The sequence below is a fragment of the Siccirubricoccus soli genome (assembly GCF_024178315.1).
GTDB classification, from domain to species: domain Bacteria; phylum Pseudomonadota; class Alphaproteobacteria; order Acetobacterales; family Acetobacteraceae; genus Siccirubricoccus; species Siccirubricoccus soli.
The window spans coordinates 1-403 of the sequence record NZ_JAMZIK010000321.1; the positions used below are offsets into that span (position 1 = coordinate 1).

Here is a 403-nt window from a genome sequence, read left to right on the forward strand (position 1 = left end):
CCGGCCCCTCCCATCCCGCTTCGGCCAGGGCGGCGGTCCAGGCCTCGGCGCCCGGCAGGGGGGCGGCGCCGCCGGCCGACCACCAGGCAGGGCTCTGCCCGCCGCAGAAATTCCAGACCCGGCCGGGCAGCGGCTCGGCCAGCAGCAGCGCCCCGCCCGGGGCGACGGCGCGGCGCAGGGCGGCGGGCAGCAGCGCCCCGGCCCGCAGCCGGGCACCCGCGCCAAGGCCGAGCACGAGGTCGACCGCGAGGGGCGGTGCCTCTTCCTCCTCAGGATTCCAGGCCACGGCCTGGAATTCCAGGTTCTCCGCCGCGCGCGGCGCCGCCGGGGCGGGCTGGCCGGGCAGGGAGGCGGCGCAATAGAGGACGTGTCGGCCGCTGGCCGCCAGCGCCGCGGCCAGCCG

At 80.6% G+C, this 403-nt stretch carries 1 protein-coding gene; it reads right to left on the reverse strand.

What is annotated here, in order from left to right; genetic code table 11:
* A partial coding sequence (locus NJ376_RS28570; protein WP_252956728.1) for a hypothetical protein occupies nucleotides 1–403 on the reverse strand: 403 nt, incomplete at both ends.